Annotated in this window: 17 protein-coding genes; 16 read left to right on the forward strand and 1 reads right to left on the reverse strand. The window is 69.2% G+C overall.

Annotation, left to right across the window (positions count from 1 at the left end; all coding sequences use genetic code 11):
* The first annotated feature begins 4 nt into the window (after positions 1–4).
* From ACQEV1_RS32125 to ACQEV1_RS32170, 10 genes are all read left to right on the forward strand, one after another.
* A complete protein-coding gene (locus ACQEV1_RS32125; protein ID WP_433398438.1) occupies positions 5–1,309 on the forward strand; it encodes a 3-isopropylmalate dehydratase large subunit in 1,305 nt (434 codons plus the stop codon).
* Entirely contained in the window at positions 1,309–1,848 is a 540-nt protein-coding gene (locus ACQEV1_RS32130) for a 3-isopropylmalate dehydratase (protein WP_433398440.1), read from the forward strand. The genes ACQEV1_RS32125 and ACQEV1_RS32130 overlap by 1 nt, the downstream gene beginning before the upstream one ends.
* A 1-nt stretch (position 1,849) precedes the next feature.
* Positions 1,850–3,484, forward strand: a complete 1,635-nt coding sequence (locus ACQEV1_RS32135; protein ID WP_433398442.1) for an alpha/beta fold hydrolase — start codon at positions 1,850–1,852, stop codon at positions 3,482–3,484.
* A gap of 52 nt (positions 3,485–3,536) precedes the next feature.
* The gene (locus ACQEV1_RS32140; protein WP_285623086.1) at positions 3,537–4,706 is read left to right on the forward strand and encodes an ABC transporter substrate-binding protein; all 1,170 of its coding nucleotides are present in this window, start codon (positions 3,537–3,539) and stop codon (positions 4,704–4,706) included.
* A gap of 19 nt (positions 4,707–4,725) precedes the next feature.
* Complete coding sequence (locus ACQEV1_RS32145) at positions 4,726–5,610, forward strand: branched-chain amino acid ABC transporter permease (RefSeq protein ID WP_433398444.1); 885 nt, start codon at positions 4,726–4,728, stop codon at positions 5,608–5,610.
* A complete protein-coding gene (locus tag ACQEV1_RS32150) occupies positions 5,610–6,503 on the forward strand; it encodes a branched-chain amino acid ABC transporter permease (RefSeq protein WP_433398446.1) in 894 nt (297 codons plus the stop codon). The genes ACQEV1_RS32145 and ACQEV1_RS32150 overlap by 1 nt, the downstream gene beginning before the upstream one ends.
* Positions 6,500–7,264, forward strand: coding sequence for an ABC transporter ATP-binding protein (locus ACQEV1_RS32155; RefSeq protein WP_285623091.1), 765 nt, complete (start codon positions 6,500–6,502; stop codon positions 7,262–7,264). Before ACQEV1_RS32150 ends, ACQEV1_RS32155 begins: the two co-directional genes overlap by 4 nt.
* A 19-nt stretch (positions 7,265–7,283) precedes the next feature.
* On the forward strand, positions 7,284–8,012 hold the full coding sequence (locus ACQEV1_RS32160; RefSeq protein ID WP_433398449.1) for an ABC transporter ATP-binding protein: 729 nt from the start codon (positions 7,284–7,286) through the stop codon (positions 8,010–8,012).
* On the forward strand, positions 8,009–9,634 hold the full coding sequence (locus ACQEV1_RS32165) for an AMP-binding protein (RefSeq protein ID WP_433398451.1): 1,626 nt from the start codon (positions 8,009–8,011) through the stop codon (positions 9,632–9,634). Before ACQEV1_RS32160 ends, ACQEV1_RS32165 begins: the two co-directional genes overlap by 4 nt.
* Positions 9,635–9,736: 102 nt before the next feature.
* On the forward strand, positions 9,737–10,174 hold the full coding sequence (locus ACQEV1_RS32170; protein WP_433398453.1) for a GrpB family protein: 438 nt from the start codon (positions 9,737–9,739) through the stop codon (positions 10,172–10,174).
* 88 nt (positions 10,175–10,262) lie between these two features.
* Here the strand turns inward: ACQEV1_RS32170 and ACQEV1_RS32175 are convergent, their stop codons facing one another.
* Positions 10,263–12,320, reverse strand: coding sequence for a family 16 glycoside hydrolase (locus tag ACQEV1_RS32175; RefSeq protein ID WP_433398455.1), 2,058 nt, complete (start codon positions 12,318–12,320; stop codon positions 10,263–10,265).
* Positions 12,321–12,334: 14 nt separating this feature from the next.
* Here ACQEV1_RS32175 and ACQEV1_RS32180 point away from each other — a divergent pair, with 14 nt between their 5' ends.
* From ACQEV1_RS32180 to ACQEV1_RS32205, 6 genes are all read left to right on the forward strand, one after another.
* Entirely contained in the window at positions 12,335–13,420 is a 1,086-nt protein-coding gene (locus ACQEV1_RS32180; protein ID WP_433398457.1) for a LacI family DNA-binding transcriptional regulator, read from the forward strand.
* A 180-nt stretch (positions 13,421–13,600) separates the two neighbouring features.
* The gene (locus ACQEV1_RS32185) at positions 13,601–15,085 is read left to right on the forward strand and encodes a sulfatase-like hydrolase/transferase (RefSeq protein ID WP_433398459.1); all 1,485 of its coding nucleotides are present in this window, start codon (positions 13,601–13,603) and stop codon (positions 15,083–15,085) included.
* Positions 15,086–15,138: 53 nt separating this feature from the next.
* Entirely contained in the window at positions 15,139–16,431 is a 1,293-nt protein-coding gene (locus ACQEV1_RS32190; RefSeq protein WP_433398461.1) for an ABC transporter substrate-binding protein, read from the forward strand.
* A 16-nt stretch (positions 16,432–16,447) separates the two neighbouring features.
* On the forward strand, positions 16,448–17,389 hold the full coding sequence (locus ACQEV1_RS32195) for a carbohydrate ABC transporter permease (RefSeq protein WP_432705576.1): 942 nt from the start codon (positions 16,448–16,450) through the stop codon (positions 17,387–17,389).
* Positions 17,379–18,281 (forward strand): carbohydrate ABC transporter permease, encoded by a 903-nt coding sequence (locus ACQEV1_RS32200; RefSeq protein WP_433398464.1) that lies wholly within the window; start codon positions 17,379–17,381, stop codon positions 18,279–18,281. Before ACQEV1_RS32195 ends, ACQEV1_RS32200 begins: the two co-directional genes overlap by 11 nt.
* A 66-nt stretch (positions 18,282–18,347) precedes the next feature.
* On the forward strand, positions 18,348–20,174 hold the full coding sequence (locus ACQEV1_RS32205) for a glycoside hydrolase family 2 protein (RefSeq protein WP_433398466.1): 1,827 nt from the start codon (positions 18,348–18,350) through the stop codon (positions 20,172–20,174).
* Positions 20,175–20,375: the final 201 nt, after the last annotated feature.

The raw sequence follows: 20,375 nt of genomic DNA on the forward strand, positions 1-20,375 counted from the left end.
CGACGTGACCCAGCCGACGGAACAGCCGACGCCCCGGAACGGCACGGCGCTGACCATCACCGAGAAGATCCTCGCCCGCGCGGGGGGCCTCGGCGAGGTGCGCCCCGGGCAGAACCACCCGTTCCGCCCGGACTACATGGTGGCCTACGACTTCCCCGGCTACACCGACCTGATGTTCAAGCAGATGCACGACGACTTCGGCATCACCGAGGTCGACGATCCGGAGCGGTACCTGGTCTTCATCGACCACATGCTGTCCAACGGGGACCAGCGCGAGGAGGAGGTGCACGACGTCACCCGGCGCTGGGGCGAGTTCTACGGCATCACCGTGCACGAGGGGCGCGGGATCGGGCACCAGGTGGCGGCGGAGCTGGGCTACGCGCTGCCCGGCAAGTTCCTCATCCACTTCGACGGCCACATCAGCGGTCTCGGCGCGTTCGGCGCGCTGGGCTGGGGCGTGCGCCGCGACCTGCTCGAGGCGTGGGTGAGCGGGCGGATCTTCCTCGACGTGCCCGCCTCGACGCGCTTCCACCTGACCGGGTCCTTCGCACCGGGCGTGGACAACCGCGACCTCATCCACGAGATCATCTCCCGGGTCGGCGCGGACGGCTGCGCGCACCAGGTCATGGAGTTCACCGGGCCGGGCGCGGAGAACATGAGTCTCGGACGCCGCCAGGGGCTGTGCGGGATGGCCATGTTCACCGGCGCCGTCTCCGCGATCTTCAACCCCGACGACGCGGCGCTGGAGTACGCCCGCCGCGTCGCTCGCGCCGAGTTCGAGCCGCTGACCAGCGACCCCGGCGCGGCCTACACGGCGACGCACGAGATCGACCTCGACGCGCTGCGCCCGCGGGTCGTACTGCCCGGCTCGGCCCGCGCCGCGAACACCCTCGGCGTGGATGAGGCGGCCGGCACGCCCATCACCCGCGCGTTCATCGGGTCGTGCGCGAGCGGCCGGATCGAGGACATCCGGGCCGCCGCCGAGGTGCTGCGCGGCCGCAGGGTCGCGCCCGGCGTGCAGCTCAACGTCGTGCCGACCTCGCAGCTCATCCACCGGCAGGCCGAAGAGGAGGGCCTGCTGGACGTGCTGCGCGAGGCCGGCGCGAACGTGGCCATCTCCAGCTGCGACTTCTGCTTCGGCTACGCCCGGCCGCTCCAGCCGGGCGAGAAGTGCATCTCCACCGGCGTGCTGAACATCTCCGGCCGGATGGGCAGCACCGGCGCCGACATCTACATGGGCTCGGCCTACACCGTGGCGGCCAGCGCCGTCTCAGGCCGGATCACCGACCCGCGGGAGGTGGTGGAGTGATGGAGCCGGCATCCGTCCTGCCCGACGTCCTGCGCGGGCGCGTCGCCTGGATCTTCGGCGACGACTTCGACGTCGACCTGATCGTCGGAGTGGAGAACATCAAGTACTACGACCCGGACAAGCTGCGCGCCGTCTGCATGAGGGCCTTCGACCCGGAGTTCGTGGACCGGGTCCAGCCGGGCGACGTCGTCGTCGGCGGGCGCAACTTCGGCTACGGCCACCCGCATTACCCGCCCCTCGTCGCCCTGCGCAACCTGGGGATCAGCGTGGTCCTCGCCGAGTCGTTCTCGCCCGGCTTCTGGCGCGGCGAGACCTACAACGGCATGCCCCTGGTCGCCGTCCCGGGCATCGCCACGGCGGTGCGGCGGTTCGACGCCGTGGAGGTCGACTGGCGGCGAGCCGTCGTACGGCTGCCGGACGGGACGGAGCTGACCGGCGACCCGCCCAGCGAGCGCGTGGTCAAGGTGCTGGAGTCCGGCGGCAGTCTCAACCTGCTGCTGCGGGAGCACGGTCGCCGCCGGACCCCGGCGGAGGGCTGACATGCGGGGCCGCTACCTCGACACCGGCCACGGGCAGATCCGGGTCTGGCTCACCGCGGACCGTCCGGGCGTACTGGTGCTGCCCGGGATCCGCTGGTCCGGCCGGCCGCTCGCGGAGGAGCTCACGCTCCGCGCGCCGGACCGGCCGGTCGCCGTCGCCGACCTGCCGGGCACCGGCGGATCGGCGCCCGGCGCGGCGGCCCGCGTGGGCACGGCGGCCGACGCGCTCGCCCGGGTCGCGACCGCGCTCGGCGCGCACACCGTCGTCGGGCTGGACATGAGCTGCGACCTGGCCGCCGCCGTGGCGGGCCGGGCGCCGGGCTGCCGCGAGCTGTTCCTGGTCGACCCCGGGTACCTCGCGGCCGCGCGGGAACTCCCCCCGCCCGACCTGACGCCGCGCGCCGACGGCACCCACCTGTCGCGGCTGTGGCACCTCGTACGGGACGCGCACCTCTTCCCGCCCGGAGCGCCGCGCGCCGCGGTGCCCGGCCGGGCCGAGCTGCCCGGACCCGCCGCGCTCGACCGTACGGTCGTCGCGTTCGCCGAGCACCCCGAGGACTTCGCGGCGCTCTGGCAGACCTGGTGCCGCGCGGCCGAGGACCCGCTCGCCGGCGCCGGTCCCGCCCCGCGCACGGTGGGAGCCGACGGCACCGGGCCGACGCCGGCCGACCGCTGGCTGACCCTGCTCTCCCGCGCGCACGGCGACCCGCGGCCCGCCCCCGAACCACGGCCCGCCCGGCGGGCGTTGCCTCTCGCCGGCGTGCCCGGCGACGTACGGGACACGGAGGTGCGGCGGGAGTTCGCCGACACCTCGGCCGGGCAGGTGCACCTGCGGCTCGCGGGCGACGCGACCGCGCCGCCGCTGCTGGCGCTGCATTCGGCGCCCGGGTCCGCGCGGCTCCTCGAACCGCTCATGCGGGGACTGGGCGCGGACTTCCACGTGCTCGCCCCGGACTACCCGGGCAACGGCGAGTCGGACAAGCCCTGGCGTGACGAGGTGGACATCGGGCGGCTGGCCGACGCGATGGCCGACGTCGTCGAACGGCGGGCCGGCGGGCCCGTGCACCTGTGGGGCACCCACACCGGCGCCGTGATCGCGCTGGAGCTGTGCGTGCGCCGCCCGGACCTGGTGCGCCGGGCCGTACTGGAGGCGCCGCCGCTGCTGCCGCCCGAGCTCACCGCCGACATCCTGGAGCACTACCTGCCGCCGCTGCGGCCGGACCGGTTCGGCTCCCACCTCGTACGGGCCTGGGGGATTCGCCGCGACATGTTCCTGTTCTGGCCGTGGTACCGCGACCGGACCGCCGCGAGCCGCCCCCTGCGCGTGCCGCGCGCGCGAGAACTGCACGACTGGACCGTCGGCCTGCTGCAGAGCGGTCCGACCTATCACCTCAGTTACGCGGCGGCATTCCGGTACCCGACGCGGGACCGGCTGCCCGAGCTCACGACGCCGGCGCTGATCTGCGCCGGCCCCGACGACATGCTGGCCGACAACCTCCCGGCCCTGCGCTCCGCGGCCCCGGACGGCGTCACCCTCGCCCCGACGCCCGCGACCTGCTGGTACCCCGACCAAGATCCCGCCGCGGTCGCCGAGACCGTGCGGCGGTACCGGGATTTCCTCACCGCCGCCGGCTGACGACGCCGGCCGAAGACGCGCAGTCCCGGGATCCCTTCTCTGAGGAGACGCAATGGCACCATCCCTTCGCCGCCGCGGACCGCTCGGCGTGCTGATCACCGTCGCCGCCCTGCTGGCCTCGGCGTGCAACGGCGACACGCAGAGCGGCGACGTCAAGGTCGGCTTCATCACCGCGCTGACCGGGCCCGTCGCCTTCGCCGGGCAGACGTTCGCGCACGGCACCGAACTCGCCGTCGACCAGCTCAACCAGGAGGGCTACCTGGGGAGCGGCCGGAAGATCGAACTGGTGAAGAAGGAGGGCGCCGAGACGCCCGCCCGCGCCGTGGAGCAGGCCAAGCAGCTCGCCGGCGACCAGAGCGTCGTCGGCACCATCTGCTGCATCCTGTCGCCGACGGCCGGCGCGGTGAAGCCCATCACCACGGCGGCCAAGATGCCGCTGGACATCTACGGCGCCACCGACCTCGGCCTGGAGAAGCCGCCGTACGTCGTGCGGACCACGACGATGCCGCAGGACGCCAACAAGAGCCTCGCGCAGAAGGTCGCCCAGCAGGTCCGCCCGGCATCGGTGGCGTACGCGGTGACGCAGGACAACTCCGGCTGGGTCTCCCAGCTCAAGAGCTTCCAGGAGGGCTTCGCCGGCACCGGCGTACGGGACCTCGGCACCGTCAACACGCTCGCCGCGCAGACCGACTTCAGCGGGGCGGCCGGTCAGCTCATGGCCAAGAACCCGGCGGCCGTCGTCGTCGCCTGCCTCCAGCAGTCGTCCATCTCGCTGATCAAGGCGCTGCGCAGCCGCGGCTACAACGGGCTCATCGTGGCGAGCGAGGCGATCGGCAGCCCCGGCGCCTACAAGGCCGCGGGCGGCGCGCTCGCCGGCATCCCCTTCCCGGTGTACTTCTTCGCCGGCAAGGCCGACGCGCAGGGACAGAAGTTCGCGCAGACGTACAAGGCCAAATACGGCACCGACCCGGACGACTACGCGGCCCAGGGCTACATCGCCGCGTACACGATGGCCACCGCGATCAAGAACGCCGGCAAGAACGTCACCCGGGCGAGCGTCACCAAGGCGCTGTCGTCGCTGAAACAGCTGGACGGCACCATCTACGGCACGGTCGGCTTCCAGAACGGGCAGCTGCACGCCCCCGAGAGCATCGTCCACATCACCTGGACCAAGGACGGGCGGCAGACCGAGTGGACGCCGTCGGGCGCGGGCAAGTCGTGAACGGGCCGGTGACCTGACCATGTTGTTCGTTCAGCAGCTCATCAACGGCCTCGCCCTCGGCGCCGTGTACGCCCTGTTCGCGGTCGGGTTCGGCGTCGTCTTCTCCACGATGCGGATCCTGAACCTGGCCCAGGGCGTGTACGCCACCTGGGGAGCGATCTTCGCCTACTGGGCGGTCGCGCACGCCGGACTGCCGTTCGCGATCGCCTGCCTGGTCGGCACCGCGATCGGCGCGGTGGCGGCGGTGGCGGTCGACCAGGTGGCGTTCCAGCCGCTGCGGTCCCGCGGCGGCGAGCAACTCCTCGGCACGATCATCACGAGCGTCGCCCTGTGGATCTCGCTGCGCGAGGCGGCCAGCCTCGCCACCGGCGCGGCGCCGCTCGGCTTCCCGCCGGGCACGGTGCCGGGCGGCCTGATCCGCTTCGCCGGCCTGCGGGTGCTGGCCACCCAGGTCATCGCGGTCGTCTGCGCGATCGCGGTGACCGCCGTGATCCACGTGATCCTGCGGCACACCCGGCTGGGCGCGGCGATCCGCGCCGTGGGACACGACCGCGGCGCGGCCATGCTCGGCGGGGTGAACCCGCGCGTCGCGATCCTGACCGCGGCGGCGCTGGCCGGGGCCGCGACGGGACTGGCCGGGGTGTTCTACGCCGACGGGCAGACCTTCACCTTCGGCCTCGGCGACGGCCTGCTGCTCCAGGGCTTCGCGGCGGTCGTCATCGGCGGCATGGGCGACGTGCGCGGCGCGGCGTTCGGTGGGTTCGCGATCGGCGTCGTCCAGGTGCTGTCGGCCCAGTACATCTCCAACTCCTTCCAGGACGCGATCACCTTCGGCCTGCTGCTGGTCGTCCTGGTCGTACGGCCGCGCGGCCTGCTCAAGACGGTCGAGCTGGGGAGAGCCTGATGGGACAGCAACTCACGCTCCTGATCAGCGCCGCCGAGTTCGCGCTGGCCGGCGCGGTCCTGGCGCTGAGCACGTACATGACGCTGTGGGCCGGCCTGCTCAGCTTCGCCACAGTGAGCTTCGCCGCGGTCGGCGCGTTCTTCGCGACCCACCTGATGAACTCCGCCGGGCTGGGGCTGTGGCCCGCGTTGCTCGTCGGCGGGCTCGGCGGCGGAGTGGTCGCCGCGGTCACCGGGCTGCTGCTGATCCGGCTGGCCGGCCACTGGCTGGCACTGGCCACGGTCGCCCTCATCCTGGTCACCCGGGTCGTCGTGGTGAACCTCGGCGGGCTGACCGGGGGCTCGCAGGGCGAGGTGGTCCCGGTCGAGGTGCACCTGTGGCAGCTCATCGTGGTCCTGGGCGTGGCCTGCCTGATCCTGGCCCGGCTCGCCCGGTCGAGGTTCGGCACGGCGGCGGTGGCGACGCGGGAGGACCCCACGGTCGCCGCGACGATGGGCATCCCGGTACGCCGGGTGCAGGCGGTCGCCTTCGTGATCAGCGGCGTGCTCGGTGGGGTCGGCGGCGTGCTGCAGGCGGGACTGCTGCGCTACATCGACCCGGACAGCTTCTACATCGACCTCGCCGTGACGGTGATCGCCTGTGTCGTGCTCGGTGGCGCGTACCACTGGTTCGGGTCGGTCATCGGCGCGGTGGTCTTCACCGGGCTGCCGGTGTACGTGAACCAGTTCATCGGCCAGGGCCAGGCCATCATCGACGGGGCGCTCCTGCTGATCATCATGATCTGGCTGCCCGGCGGCCTGGTGGACCCGCTGCGCTGGCGGCGGCTGCGGGACGGACGCCGCCCCGCGCCCACGCCGGACAAGACGCGCGAACCGGCGGAGGTGAACTCATGAGCGGTACGGAGGCGCTGGCCGTCGACGGCCTGGCCAAGCGGTTCGGCGGGCTGAGCGTGCTGCGCTCGGTCAGCCTCACCGTCCCCCGCGACACCGTCTTCGGGATCGCCGGGCCCAACGGGGCCGGCAAGACGACGCTGCTCAACATCATCAGCGGTCTGCTCCCCGCCGACGGCGGTTCGATCCGGCTGTACGGCGACGCGTGCCACCACCTGCCGGCGCAGGCCCTGGCCCGCCTGGGCGTCTCCCGTACGTTCCAGAACATCCGGTTGCTGCGCGGCCTCACCGTCGTCGAGCAGGTGCTCGCGGGGACCTACCGGCGCCGGCGGGTCGGCGGCCTCCGGGGTTCGGCCGGCACGCCACGGGCCCGCGCGGAACTGCGCGACCTGCGGGAACAGGCGCTGGAGACCCTGGAGTCGGTCGGCCTGCGCGACGCCGCCGACCGGCTGGCCGAGACCCTGTCGTACGGCGACCAGCGCCGGCTGGAGATCGCGCGGGCGCTGGTGTCGCGGCCCCGGCTGCTGCTCCTGGACGAACCGACCGCCGGCATGAACGCGGCCGACTGGACCGGGATCGGCGAGCTGGTGACCGGCCTGCGCGAGAGCGGCACGACGATCGTCGTGGTCGAGCACAACATGCGCCTGATCCAGGCGATCTGCGACCGGGTCGCCGTGCTCGCCTCCGGCGAGGTCATCGCCTGCGACGAGCCCGGCGTCTGCCTGCGCCGCCCCGAGGTGCGCAAGGCGTACTTCGGCAAGTGATAGAGAAGGAGACGAGGCCATGCTGACCGTCGAGTCGCTCGAGGTGACCTATGGTTCCATCCGCGCCGTGTCACGTCTCGACCTCTCCCTCGGCAAGGGGCGGGTCGCCGCCCTCCTGGGCGCGAACGGCGCGGGCAAGTCGAGCACGATGCGCGCGATCGGCGGGCTGCTGCGCCCGAGCGGCGGGCGGGTCGTCTTCGACGGGACCGACATCACCGGGATGCCCGCGCACCGGGTCGCCCGGCTCGGCCTCGCGCTGGTGCCGGAGGGCCGGATGGTCGTCGGCTGCCTGACCGTACAGGAGAACCTCGATCTCTCCGCGTACGCCCGTGGCCGGCGTCGCACCGCCCTGGTCGATGAGGTGTACGACCTGTTCCCCCGGCTGGCCGAACGCCGTCGGCAGACCGCGGCGCTGATGTCGGGCGGCGAGCAGCAGATGCTGGCGATCGGCCGGGCGCTGATGACCGCGCCGTCGCTGCTGCTGCTCGACGAGCCGTCGATGGGCCTGTCCCCCGCGTTGGTCGACACCGTCTTCGCGGCGATCTCCGCGATCCGCGCCACCGGCATGACCATGCTGCTGGTCGAGCAGAACGCCGCCCTCGCCTTCCCGCTGGCCGACCACGCGTGCCTCATCCAGCGAGGTGAGATCGTCGCCGAGGGCGCCCCGGAGGAGCTGGAGAAGGACCCCGCGACCATCGCCCGCCACCTCGGCATCGAGGACGAGCCGCGCATGAAGGAGAGTTCATGAGTCCGTACTGGCAGGCGCTTTACGGACCGGGCGTGCCCGGCGAGATCGACGTCGAGGCGGACAGCGTCGTGGAGCTGTTCCGCCGCCGCGTCGCCGAGCGGCCGGGCGCGCCGCAGCTCCACTACTTCGGCACCACCCTCGACCGTGCCGAGGTCGACCGGCTGAGCGACGCGTTCGCGGCGGGGCTCGAGCGGCGCGGCGTCGGCGCGGGCGACCGGGTGGCGGTCGCGCTGCAGAACACCCCGGTCTGCGTACTGGCCGTGCTCGCGGTCTGGAAGCTCGGCGGCACGGTCGTGCCGGTCAACCCGATGTACAAGGAACGGGAGCTCGCCCACCTGCTCGCCGACTCCGGCGCCCGGGTCCTGGTCGCGCATCCCGCCGCCCGGGACGTGGTCGCCGCGCTGCCCGCCGGGAACGCGCCCGCGCACGTCCTGTACTCCCGCGACGGCGCCCTCGCCGCGGACGCCACCGGGCCCTGGCCGGACGGCGCGGACGACGACGTTCTCGCCATCCTGGAGGAGGGCGGCGCACCGCAGGCCGCGGAGGCCCCGGGACCGGACGACGCGGCGCTACTCAGCTACACCTCCGGCACCACCGGCCCGGCCAAGGGCTCGATCAATCTGCACCGCAACCTCGCCTACCAGGTCGCCGCCTGCCGCACATGGATCGGCCTGGGCGACGCCGACTCGATCCTCACCGTCGCGCCGCTGTTCCACATCACCGGCCTGGCCATGCACCTGGCGCTCGGCCTCGGCGGCGGTCTGCCGCTGGTGCTGACCTACCGGTTCGACGCCCGTACGGCGGCGGCGCTGGTCGAGCGCTACCGGCCGACGTTCACCATCGGGTCGATCACCGCGTTCATCGCCCTGCTGGGCGAGCCCGCGGCCCGCGAACACGACCTGGGCTCGCTGTCGAAAGTGCTCAGCGGCGGCGCGCCGGTGCCGGCCGCCACCGTCCGCCGGTTCGCCGACGAGTTCGGCGTCTATATCCACAACGCCTACGGCCTGACCGAGACGACCTCGGCCGCGGTGGCCGTGCCGCTCGGCACCCGCGCGCCGGTCGACGAGACGTCCGGCGCCCTGGCGATCGGCGTCCCCCTGCCCAGCGTCCGGGTGGAGATCCGCGGCGACGACGGCCGGCCGCTGCCGGCCGGAGAGGTCGGCGAGCTGGCCATCAGCGGCCCGCAGGTCGCCGCGGGCTACTGGCGGAACCCGGCGCAGACCCGCGCCTCGTTCCCGGAGGGCACGCTGCTCAGCGGGGACGTCGGCTTCATGGACACCGCGGGCTGGGTCTACCTCGTCGACCGCAAGAAGGACATGATCGTGGCGGCCGGCTACAAGGTCTGGCCGCGTGAGGTGGAGGACGTCCTGTACGAGCATCCGGCCGTACGCGAGGCGGCCGTGGTGGGCGTCCCCGACCCGTACCGGGGCGAGACCGTGCGGGCGTTCGTCAGCCTCCGCCCCGGCGTGACCGCGACGGAGGCCGAACTCCGGGACTTCTGCCGCGCCCGGATGGCCGTGTACAAGGCTCCCGCCCAGGTGCTGATCGAGGACGACCTGCCGAAAAGCGTCACCGGCAAGATCCTCCGCCGAGAACTGCGCGACGCACCGGCGCGATCGTGAGTGCCTGATCGACTGGCCGAACGGCGTTCACCGCGGCCCAGTGTCCGGCTTGTTGGACGCGGCCGAGCGGGCCAAGCCTGAAACCGGTCGTACGGTGACAGGATGGCGCTCATGGCCAGGCGGACCATCCACGTCGTCGAGTACGACCCGGCATGGCCGGCTCGGGCTGCCGCAGCGATCGAGGAGCTGGAGCAGGCGTTGCCCGGAGTGATGGTCGAGATTGAGCACATCGGCTCGACGGCTGTGCCAGGGCTGGCGGCCAAGCCCATCATCGATCTGATGGCCGCGGTCACCGACCTGGAAATCGTCGAGCGAGACGAGGAGACTCTGGCCGCTCTGGGTTATCACCGTCATTTCAACGGCATGGTCGACCGTCTGCTGTACGTGCGCGCCCCCGGAGGCGTGCGCGATCACATCCTGCACGTGGTCACGCTGGCGAGTTGGCCGACCCGCAACCAGCGAATTTTCGCCATCACCGCAGGAAGGACAGCGCACATCCATCTTGGACAGGGATGCCGCTGCTGTCGCTGCCGGACCTGAAATGCCTTCGGGAGGGGTGGACCGCACGGCCCCGCCCTGAGGCGAGGCCGCGTCGATCCCACGCCTGCGGCCCTTCGGCCCGGCTCGTCTACCGCCCGGGATGTGTCACTGTGATGTTCCGCCACGCGGCAGTGCCGCTCTGGTCGCGCACGCCGATCGCGCCGTGCGTGAAGCAGCCGGCGTCCGTGTGGCTGAAGGCGATCGGAGCGGTCTCGCCGCCGTCGGAGCCGGTGATCGTGAACCTGCATCCCACGGCCCGGATCGTGAGGTGGTACCACCTGTCGTGCGCCAGTCCACCGGGGATGGCCGCTTGCGAGAGAAGCGTCCAGGATCCGTTCTCTCGTCCCAGAATCAGTCGCGTCGAGCTGACGCCGACGTAGTAGCCGTTGAACGCGTCCGCTCCCACTCTGGGATCGGTGGCACGGAACACGAATCCGGCCTGCGTTCCCGAGGTGATCATGACGTCGCCGCTGATCGTGTAGTTCGTCCACCCGGTCGAGCCGGCGAGTGCCTTGTTGCCGCCGTCGCCCCCGCACGTCTCGACGTACGTGTCCGAGGCGGTCGTCCAGCAGCCGCCGTAGCTCAACCATCCGGCGTCACCCGCGCCGAAGTCCGACGCGTACGGCAGTACCCCCGCGTTGGCCTCTCCGGTGCTCTCCTCGCATCCGTACGTTCCCGACGCTCGCGCCGCGGTGTAGCGCAGCATCCGCCCCGAGCTGGAAGGCAGCAGATCCGGGCTGTAGTTCTGGTAGCAGTTGGCCGTCGGCCCGGCACCGCCGACGTTGATCGGGGCAGGCATCCAGCTCCAGGTTCCGGTGCCGTTGTCGGAGTTCACGAAGACCGCCTGGTGGTCCTCTGGCGAGAATCCGTTGCCCGACGCGAAGCGGGTGCGCATTCCGGTCAGGAGCAGTTCACCGTTCGCACCGCCGGCCGGACTCCACGTGATGAAGGGACTGCTGCCGAGGTAGCGACCGTCATCGGTGACGACCTCGGTCCCGAGGTCGGCCGGCCCCGAACCCCAGGTCCGCCCCTCGTCTTTCGATGTCTTCACGTGGGCTTCGCAGAAGTGATTCGTACCGCACAGTTCGAAACTCATGATCCAGTCGACGTTCGGCAGGACGGCGATGGTCACCATGCCCGGCCGGTCGGACCGTGTCGGACTCGCCACGTCCTCGACCTCGCCGGGTGAGACCCGTGTGCTGCCATCGGCGTTCGCACTCCAGGTACGTCCTCCGTCAGCGGAGACGATGTGCACCAGTTTCTGGCTGTGCTCCTTGTTCTGACGTTCGTCGGAGAAATAGCACTCGATCTCCCCCCGTGAGTTCATGATCAGGAACGGTTCCCAGATGCCCGCCCCGACGCCGCCGGGCTCGAACTTGGCACTGGCGCCGCCGATCTGGAAGGTCTCGACATAATGCCAGGTGGCACCGTGATCAGTGCTGCGCCACTCCTCGAAGTGGGTCGTGGAGCGGCCGGGAGGCAACACGTTGCCCACGAGGAGCAGCGTTCCGGCAGGCAGGCCGCCGGTCGCGCGGGGGAACTCGAACAGGAACGGCTGGAACAAGGTGTTCCACGGATGCCCCTCTCCCGTCTCGCCGTCGCTCACCGTCGCCAGTGTCGACCACGTCTGGCCATCATTCGTGCTTTGCCGGATGACATATCGCGATGGCGCACCGCCCAGGCCCGAACGCTCGAAACTCGCCAGCAGGCGTCCGTTCGCCCGGCCGCTGTGCTGAAGCCGGATCATGCGGTTATAGGCAAGCGTCTCATTGCTGGAACTCGGGCTGTAGAGCGCGTTTCCCGATACGTTGCCCAGCGCCGGAGTTCCGGGGAGGGCGAGTACCGCGACGGCGGCCACGACGGCGCCGAGCAGACATACGGCGCGTCTGATCATCGACTTCATCCAGAAGTGTTGTCGCACGGCGAGGCTCCATTTCTCGATCCTGCGAATGTGCGGGAATCTCGGTTTGCTCAACCCGACAGTTCCTGGCCATCGGCATGACTCGACGGTCGGCTCGGCCGACCGTATGGGCGGCGTCCGTCGGTCGATGCGCAGACTCTTGCATCGATGGCAAAGCCGATGTGAGCGCAGACTATGGCATAGGCTTAGCAACGATGCAATAGTGCGCCGCGCCGACAGCAACAACGGGAGATCGAGCCATGGCTGGCCCTACACTTCGCGATGTCGCAGCGGAAGCCGGGGTGTCGATCCGCACGGTGTCGAACGTGGTGAGCGACTACCCCTACGTGGCCGACGACACCCGCGCGCGAGTGCAGGCGGCGATCGACCGGCTGGGGTACCGGCCGAATCTTCTCGCCCGCAGCCTCAAGCAGGGCCGCTCGCACGTGATCGCGCTGGTCGTACCCGAACTCGACGTGCCGTACTTCGCCGAGCTGGCCCGGCTGATCATCGCCGAGGGGCGGGAACGCGGATACCTGGTGATGATCGACCACACCGACGGAGACAAGAACCTGGAGCGGGAGCTGATCCTCCAGAACGCCCGCCCCATGAACTTCGACGGCGTGATCCTCAGCCCGCTGGCGTTGTCCGGCGCGGACCTGAGCGAAAGACCGCCCGGCGCCCCGATCCTGCTGCTCGGCGAGAAGAGCTTCGACTCGCTCGCCGACCACGTGGCGATCGACAACGTCGCGGCGGCGGACGAGGCGACCACCCATCTGATCGACATCGGCCGGAGCCGCATCGCGGCGATCGGCGTCCAGCCGTCGGGGTACGACACCGCGAAGCTTCGGCTGAAGGGATTTCGCCGGGCACACCGGCGTGCCGGCATCCCCGTGGACCGGTCACTGCTGATGACGGCGACCCGGTTTCACCGCACGGACGGAGCGGAGGCGATGCGGCGACTGCTCGCCCGCCCGGACCGGCCCGACGCGGTCTTCTGCTTCAACGACCTGCTCGCCCTCGGCGCGATGCGGACGGTACTCGCGGCGGGCCTTCGGGTCCCCGAGGATGTGGCCATCGTCGGCTTCGACGACATCGAGGACGGACGGTTCAGCACCCCGACCCTCACCACCATCTCGCCGGACAAGCAGCTGATCGCACGCCAGGCGATCGAGCAGATCCTGACCAGGATCTCCAAGTCGGACGACGCCGCCCCGATCGAGATCCGGGCGCCGTTTCGCCTGGCGATCCGGGAGAGCACGGCCGGCATACCGCGCGACGGCGGTTCGCGACACCAGGCCGACCGGCCGGCGAGTCGGCCCACCCGGTCGGACTCACAGCCCTAGTGCCCTGAGTCGTTAACGCGGCTCACGCCCTCGTCACGCACGACTTGTGAACGACGCGGTTTCGTCAGCGTTACCAATTCGTGACTTGCATCGATGCAGACCAATGGCAAGCTTGCATCGATGCAGGGCCGTGAGCAGGAACCCGCGGCCGGATGACCGTGCTGGGGCCAGGAGGCGACAGTGAAGCCGAACATCGTCGTGATCATGACCGACCAGCATCGTGCCGACTTCTCGAAGATCGCGGGCTTCCCCCTCGACACCACGCCGTTCCTCGACGGCATGGCGGCGGAGGGCACCTACTTCCCACGCGCGTACACCAGCTACCCGGCGTGCGTACCCGCCCGCACGAGCCTGCTGACCGGCCGCTTTCCCGTTGCGCACCGAGTCACGCAGAACAGCAACGCCGCTCATGCCTACTACTCACGCGATCTGCTCGACGTCCTTCGTGCCGCCGGTTACCAGCTGCTGTTCTCGGGCAAGCCGCACATGCATCCGGAGCCGGCGGACTTCGACGCGTACGCCGGCCCCTACTTCCACACGGGTGGTCCGCACGAACGAGCCGGTGATGCCGCTTTCGACGAATGGCTCGAGCGGCTCGACCACGGGGTGGCGCACGAACCCACGCCCTTCCCGCTCGAGCGTCAGCTGCCGCACCGGATCGTCACCGACGCACTGGAGCAGGTGGGTTCACGGGCCGACGACAAGCCGGTGTTCCTCTGGGTCTCCCTTCCCGAGCCGCACAATCCATACCAGGTCCCGGAACCGTACTTCAGCCTGTTCGACGAAGCGGAGGTTCCCGCCCCGGCGACCGGGGCGGAGGTGGCGCGCGCCCGGGGCGGCCACTGGCGGTGGCTCCAAGCTCTCATCGAAGAGAAGCGCCCTGGTTACGAGGCCGAGTGGCGGCGCTACCGAGCGAACTACTGCGGCATGCTTCGCCTGATCGACGATCAGGTGAAGCGGCTCGTGGAGAACGTCGACGCGGAGCTGCCGGGAGAGACGATCTACGTCTTTGTGAGCGACCACGGCGACTACGTCGGGGAGTACGGGCTGCAACGCAAGGGCGCGGGAATGCCGGAGTGCCTCATGCGCATACCGATGTTCTTCTCCGGTTCCACGATGGTCGCCGAGCAGGTCAGGCCGGAGCTCGTATCGATCGTCGACGTGTTCCCCACCTTGTGCGAACTCGTGGGTGAGGCGTTGCCGCCGGGCGTACAGGGACGAAGTCTGGCGCCGCTGCTCGCGGGGGACGGCGTCGCCACCGGCGAATTCGACAGTCTCTATGCCGAGCGTGGCTATGGCGGCCTGACCTACGGAGCCGATGAGCGGCCGCCCCTGCACTTCCCGTACGACGGGCCGACCTTCGACGAGTTGAACACGGTCACCCAGAGCGGACGCACGAAGATGCTCCGCTTCCGGGACTACAAGCTGCTGGTTCACAGCACGGGCCAGGGCGAACTCTTCGACCTGAGCGTCGACCCCCACGAGACCAAGAACCTCTTCGACGACCGGTCCCTGACGGCGGTCCGGGACCAGATGATCTGGCTGTTGCTGCAGTGGACGCTGCGCTTGCAAGACGACCTGCCTGAAGGCGCGTACACGCCCAAGGCCGCGGATCGGAACTGGGCGGGCATCGAGGCCTCGCCCACGACTACGCCTGGGCGCTGAGTCCCGGCATCGTTCGGCAATTTTCGAATGGCAACACAACTCTCGGAGGAGAGATGTCTGACGTATTCAGCCGACGGCGTTTTCTCGGCCTCAGCGCGATGGGGTTGAGCACCGTGGCACTCAGCGCCTGCGGCAGCTGGGGCGGAAAGTCCAGCGGCTCCGGATCGTTGCGCGCCGCGTGGTACGGCGGGGACGCCGTCCACACGGCCTTGGAGAAGGTGCTCGCGCACTATCAGTCGACGCATTCCGGGCAGAAGGTCGGCGGCGAGCACGCCGCGTTCACCGACTACTGGAGCAAGCTGTCGACGGAGACCGCCGCCCGCAACTCCCCCGACGTCATGCGGATGTCGATGACGTACTTCACGGACTACGCCGGCCGGGGCGCCCTCCTCGACATGACCAAGTACATCGGCAAGACGATCGACATCAGCACGATGGAAGAAGGAGTCGCGGGCAGCGGTGTCGTGGACGGCAAGCGGTACGGAGTGGGACAGAGCTCGATCGCCAATGCGGTCTTCGTCAACCGTGAGCTGATCGAGTCGGTCGGGGCCAAGGTTCCCACCGCGGACTGGACCTGGGACAGCCTCGCATCCTGGGCGAAGGCGGTGGGCCAGAGCAGCAACGGGAAGGTCGCCGGCACATCGGATCAGAGCGGCCACCTCGAGCTGTTCGAGCCGTATGCGCGCCAGCACGGAAAGAGCCTCTTCACGACCGACGGCAAGGCGCTCGCGGCCGGGCAGGATCTGGTCGAGCAGTGGTGGGCCTACTGGCAGGACCTGCGCGCGGGCAAGGGAACGCCTGCGGCGTCGGTGACCGCGGCCGCCACCGGCTTCGAGACCGATCCCATCGTCACCGGCAAGGCCGCCATCGACTTCGGGTGGGTTCAGCAGATCCAGTTCCTCCAGGGCCTGATGAAACAGGAGCTGGAGATCATGACGATCCCGAACCTGCCGAACGGCAAGCCGGGGCTCTACGTCGACAGCCAGGACATGTGGTCCATCGCCGCGACTTCGACGAATCCGGACGCCGCGGCCGAACTGATCAACTACCTGGTCAACGACGACTTCGCGATCAAGACGATCGGCGTCGTACTGGGCGTGCCGCCCTCGAAGCACGCCGTGGATCTCCTCTCGCTCGAACCGAAATCCCCGGCGGGCAAGGCGGTGGCGTACGTGCAAGGTCTCGGCGACAAGGCGGCCACGCCACCTCCGCCGTGGCCCAAGGGATACAGCCAGCTGTCGACCCTGTTCACCAAGATCTCCCAGGACATCGGCTTCGGCAGATCGACGCCGAGCAAGGGCGCGGCGAGCTTCTACAGCCAGTCCAAGCAGATCCTCGGCGCCTGACACTGGGAGTGCTGTCTTGACGGTGATCGACGAGTTGCGCACGCTCAGCGAGAAGACGGGGCGGCGCGACAAATCCTCAGCGGCCGCGAAGGAGGAGCGGGCCGCCTACCTTCTCCTCCTCCCATGGATCATCGGCCTGGTGGGCGTCACGGCCGGTCCGATGCTGGTCTCGCTCTACATAGCCTTCACCGACTACAACCTGATCCAGGCTCCGCACTGGACCGGCCTGCACAACATCAGCCGCATGCTCTCCGACCCGCGGCTGCACAACTCGCTACGCGTGACGTTCGAGTACGTGGTGGTCTCGGTTCCGATCCAGCTCATCGTCGCCCTGGCCCTGGCGATGCTGCTCGACAAAGGCCTGCGCGGGCTGCCGCTCTACCGTTCGGTCTACTATCTTCCGTCCCTCCTAGGCGGGTCGGTGGCCGTGGCCGTCCTGTGGCGGCAGATCTTCGGTGACCACGGCCTCGTGAACCAGTTGCTGGGCCATCTCGGCATCGAGAACGCGCCGGCATGGGTTTCCGACCCGTCGACCGCGCTGGGCACGCTCATCGTGCTCAATGTGTGGACGTTCGGCGCGCCGATGGTGATCTTCTTGGCGGGGCTGCGGCAGATTCCGGCGATCTACTACGAGGCGGCCAAGGTCGACGGCGCCTCGAAATGGCGTCAGCTCCGGAGCATCACGCTTCCCCTGCTCAGCCCGATCATCTTCTTCAATCTGGTCCTGCAGATCATCCACGCTTTCCAGGCGTTCACCCAGGCTTTCGTCGTATCGAGCGGCACCGGGGGCCCGTCCGACTCGACGATGTTCTACACGCTCTACCTCTATCAAGTGGGATTCAACAACTTCCAGATGGGCTACGCGGCCGCGATGGCCTGGCTGCTCCTCCTGATCGTCGCGGCCCTCACCGCGCTGAACTTCTACGCCGCAAGGTTCTGGGTGTTCTATGACAATTAGCAGCACGCGCACCGCACACACCGTGTCGCAGCGCCGCGAAACGCCGCGCTCCAGCACGAGGCGGCTGAAGACGGCACGCGGTTTCGGCAGGCACTGCGCACTCATCGCCCTGGCGATCGTCATGCTCTATCCACTGTTGTGGATGCTGGCGAGCTCCTTCCGATCGAGCGACGACATCTTCCGCCTCTCCGGAATCTGGGTCACGCACTTCAAGACCGGCAACTACGGGAAAGGGTGGAACGGGCTGAAGTTTCCGTTCGGCCTGTATCTCATCAACTCGGCGATCATCGCCGCGGGCGCCATCGCGGGGAACCTCATCTCCTGTTCCATGGCCGCGTACGCGTTCGCACGGCTGCGATTCCGTTTCAAGCGGACCCTGTTCGCGATCATGCTGATCACGATCATGCTGCCCATGCATGTCGTGATCGTTCCTCAGTACATCCTGTTCTCGAGGATGGGCTGGCTGAACACGTTCCTCCCCCTGATCGTGCCGAAGTTCCTGGCGACGGACGCGTTCTTCGTCTTCCTGATGGTCCAGTTCATCCGCGGCATACCCCGGGAGCTCGACGATGCCGCACGGCTTGACGGCTGCGGCTACTTCCGCACTTTCACGCGAGTCATCCTGCCGCTCATGAAGCCCGCCCTGGCGACCACCGCGATCTTCACGTTCGTCTGGACGTGGAACGACTTCTTCAGCCAGCTGATCTACCTCACGGCACCGAACGTCTACTCCGTACCGGTAGCACTTCGATCGTTCGTCGACGCCAACGGCGACACCTCCTGGGGGCCGCTCTTCGCGATGTCGGTCGTGGCGCTGCTACCGGTGTTCGCCGCGTTCCTCTTCGGCCAGCGGTTCCTGACCCGCGGGATCTCCACGACCGGCATCAAGTAACACGCCGCGAGCGCGAGATCGCGGACCGGCACATCGAACCATCCAGTCCACGAGAGTGAGTTGCGAATGACGCATGACCTGGCGGTCCCCCGAAACGAGCACCCTCGTCCGCAGTGGCGCAGAGATCAATGGCTCTGCCTCAACGGCGAGTGGCAGTTCGAGCTGGACAAGTCGGACTCCGGGTTCGAGCGCGGGCTTCGCGACGCGGAACTGAACAGCCGGATCATCGTGCCGTTCGCTCCCGAGTCGTCCCTCTCGGGCATCGGACACGTCGACTTCATGGCGGCGGTCTGGTATCGACGCGAGTTCACCGTCCCCGATGAATGGCTCAGCGGCCGGGTGCTCATGAACTTCCAGGCGGTGGACTACGACACCACCGTCTGGGTGAACGGGGTCGAGGTCGGCCGTCATCGCGGCGGCTTCACACCTTTCGGCCTGGACATCACCGCGGCTCTGGCCGGCAAGACACGAGCCACGGTCGTGGTACGGGCCAGGGACTCACGCGACTCGGTCCAACCACGAGGGAAACAGGCGACCTGGTACGCCAACACGCACTGTTTCTACACGCGAACCACGGGCATCTGGCAGTCAGTGTGGCTCGAGGCGGTCCCCGCCACCCACCTGCGGCGGCCTCGCATCACACCGGACGTCACAGGCTCCCGTTTCCACGTCGAGACGCCGGTTTCCGACCCGAAGCGCGGCATCACCGTCCAGGTCGAACTCAGCGATACCTCAGGCGTCGTGAGCCGGGAGAGCATTCCGCTGGGACACGACCTGTGCCCCCGCCTGGTCCTCGATGTTCCCGCCGAGCGCCGGCGGCTGTGGACTCCGGCCGACCCGCATCTGTACTCCCTGCGGTTCCGGCTCATCGACCCCACCGGCGCGGTCATCGACGAGGTCCACAGCTACGCGGGGCTGCGATCGGTGTCCATCGAGGGGCAGGCCGTGCTGATCAACGGTGAGCGCGTGTTCCAGCGCCTCGTTCTCGATCAGGGGTACTGGCCCGACGGCATCATGACCGCGCCCAGCGACGCGGCCTTGGTACGCGACATCGAACTCGCCCGCGACGCCGGTTTCAACGGCGCCCGCCTGCATCAGAAGGTCTTCGAGGAGCGGTTCCTCTACCACGCGGACCGGATGGGGTACCTCGTCTGGGCGGAGTTCCCCGACTGGGGCGCCGGCGGCCAAGGGCCGCGGGGGGACAATCAGCGGCCGACCCCGTCATACGTCGCCGAGTGGATCGAGGTGCTGGAACGAGACCACAACCATCCGTCGATCATCGGCTGGTGTCCTCTGAACGAGACCCATCAGGCGCTGCATGACCGCACGACCGTGCTGGACGACGTCACCAAGGGGATGTTCAAAGCCGCCAAGAACGCCGATCCGAGCCGGCCGGTGATCGATGCCTCCGGCTACAGTCACCGGGTCCCGGAGACCGACGTCTGGGACAGCCACTGCTACGAACAGGACCCCGCGGAGTTCGCGATCGCGCAGTCCGGCCTCGCCTACGGGAAGCCCTTCACGAACCTGACCCCGGATGACGAACCGATGTCGCTGGCCTACGCCGGGCAGCCGTACATGGTCAGTGAGTACGGAGGCATCTGGTGGAACCCGGAGCTGGCACGCGCGTCGGACGGCACGGACCGAGCAGAGTCGTGGGGTTACGGCCAGCGGGTGAGCTCGGAAGAAGAGTTCTTCGAACGCTTCGAGGGCCTGACCAGGGTGCTGCTCGAGAACCCGTCGATGTTCGGCTATTGCTACACACAACTCACCGACGTGTTCCAGGAGCAGAACGGCATCTATCGGTTCGACCGCTCGGAGAAGTTTCCCCTGGACCGGATCCGCGACGTTCAGCGGACGATCGCGGCGTTCGAGAAGGTCGACCCGGCATGACGAGTCGGTCCGAAGCTTATCGGGCTACCGCTTTCCGCCGTCCGCGTCGATGTAGCCCCACTTAATTCCCTGCTTTTGCTCGGCTTTCGGTCGCGCCTTTATGTCGATCGCATTGGGACGATGATCGATTTCTCGTCAGTCACTCGGGAATCTTTCCGCCCGCCGCATCTACGCACACAAGAATTGGTTGCACCAAACCGT

The sequence above is a fragment of the Actinoallomurus sp. CA-142502 genome, assembly GCF_050936355.1.
Classification (GTDB): Bacteria; Actinomycetota; Actinomycetes; order Streptosporangiales; family Streptosporangiaceae; genus Actinoallomurus; species Actinoallomurus iriomotensis.

Coding starts and splice junctions, on each gene's coding strand:
- ACQEV1_RS32140 (WP_285623086.1), top strand. CDS start 3,537: ATGGCACCATCCCTTCGCCGCCGCGGACCGCTCGGCGTGCTGATCACC.
- ACQEV1_RS32205 (WP_433398466.1), top strand. CDS start 18,348: ATGACGCATGACCTGGCGGTCCCCCGAAACGAGCACCCTCGTCCGCAG.
- ACQEV1_RS32180 (WP_433398457.1), top strand. CDS start 12,335: ATGGCTGGCCCTACACTTCGCGATGTCGCAGCGGAAGCCGGGGTGTCG.
- ACQEV1_RS32200 (WP_433398464.1), top strand. CDS start 17,379: ATGACAATTAGCAGCACGCGCACCGCACACACCGTGTCGCAGCGCCGC.
- ACQEV1_RS32170 (WP_433398453.1), top strand. CDS start 9,737: ATGGCGCTCATGGCCAGGCGGACCATCCACGTCGTCGAGTACGACCCG.
- ACQEV1_RS32165 (WP_433398451.1), top strand. CDS start 8,009: ATGAGTCCGTACTGGCAGGCGCTTTACGGACCGGGCGTGCCCGGCGAG.
- ACQEV1_RS32135 (WP_433398442.1), top strand. CDS start 1,850: ATGCGGGGCCGCTACCTCGACACCGGCCACGGGCAGATCCGGGTCTGG.
- ACQEV1_RS32190 (WP_433398461.1), top strand. CDS start 15,139: ATGTCTGACGTATTCAGCCGACGGCGTTTTCTCGGCCTCAGCGCGATG.
- ACQEV1_RS32160 (WP_433398449.1), top strand. CDS start 7,284: ATGCTGACCGTCGAGTCGCTCGAGGTGACCTATGGTTCCATCCGCGCC.
- ACQEV1_RS32145 (WP_433398444.1), top strand. CDS start 4,726: ATGTTGTTCGTTCAGCAGCTCATCAACGGCCTCGCCCTCGGCGCCGTG.
- ACQEV1_RS32130 (WP_433398440.1), top strand. CDS start 1,309: ATGGAGCCGGCATCCGTCCTGCCCGACGTCCTGCGCGGGCGCGTCGCC.
- ACQEV1_RS32155 (WP_285623091.1), top strand. CDS start 6,500: ATGAGCGGTACGGAGGCGCTGGCCGTCGACGGCCTGGCCAAGCGGTTC.
- ACQEV1_RS32150 (WP_433398446.1), top strand. CDS start 5,610: ATGGGACAGCAACTCACGCTCCTGATCAGCGCCGCCGAGTTCGCGCTG.